General features: G+C 45.6%; 2 rRNA genes. Both read right to left on the minus strand.

Features of this window, described 5'->3' with window-relative positions:
• Positions 1 to 91, minus strand: a 23S ribosomal RNA gene (locus tag HXW94_RS18940); the annotation flags it as partial.
• A gap of 167 nt (positions 92 to 258) precedes the next feature.
• Positions 259 to 496, minus strand: a 16S ribosomal RNA gene (locus HXW94_RS18945); the annotation flags it as partial.

A 496-nucleotide genomic window follows, 5' to 3' on the forward strand; every position in this document is an offset into this window, starting at 1 on the left:
TAGCTCCTTACCGAGGCTTATCGCAGCTTTCCACGTCTTTCTTCTTCACTTGACACCAAGGCATCCGCCGTTTGCTCTTAGTAGCTTAGCCACTATTCCACAAATAAGTTTAAACGCTTTGATGTTTAAAATTTTGATATTTACTACAACAAATTGTCAAAGAACAAAGAGAGTGCGGTTACTTTATTATTTCACCGGTTTGATCTCTCAAAGTTGGTCAGTGAAGCCAAAAAAAGCTTTATGTATTTCTTTCCTTTGAAAGGAGGTGATCCAGCCGCTGATTCCTCAACGGCTACCTTGTTACGACTTCACCCCAGTTATCGACCGTACCTTAGGCGCCTGCCCCTGCCCAATCTATAAAGAAAGGGAAGTTAGCCCAGCGACGTCGGGTATAATCAACTTCCATGGTGTGACGGGCGGTGTGTACAAGGCCCGGGAACATATTCACCGCGGCATGCTGATCCGCGATTACTAGCGATTCCAACTTCATGGGGTC

The organism is Desulfobacter latus (assembly GCF_013389365.1).
Lineage (GTDB): Bacteria > Desulfobacterota > Desulfobacteria > Desulfobacterales > Desulfobacteraceae > Desulfobacter > Desulfobacter latus.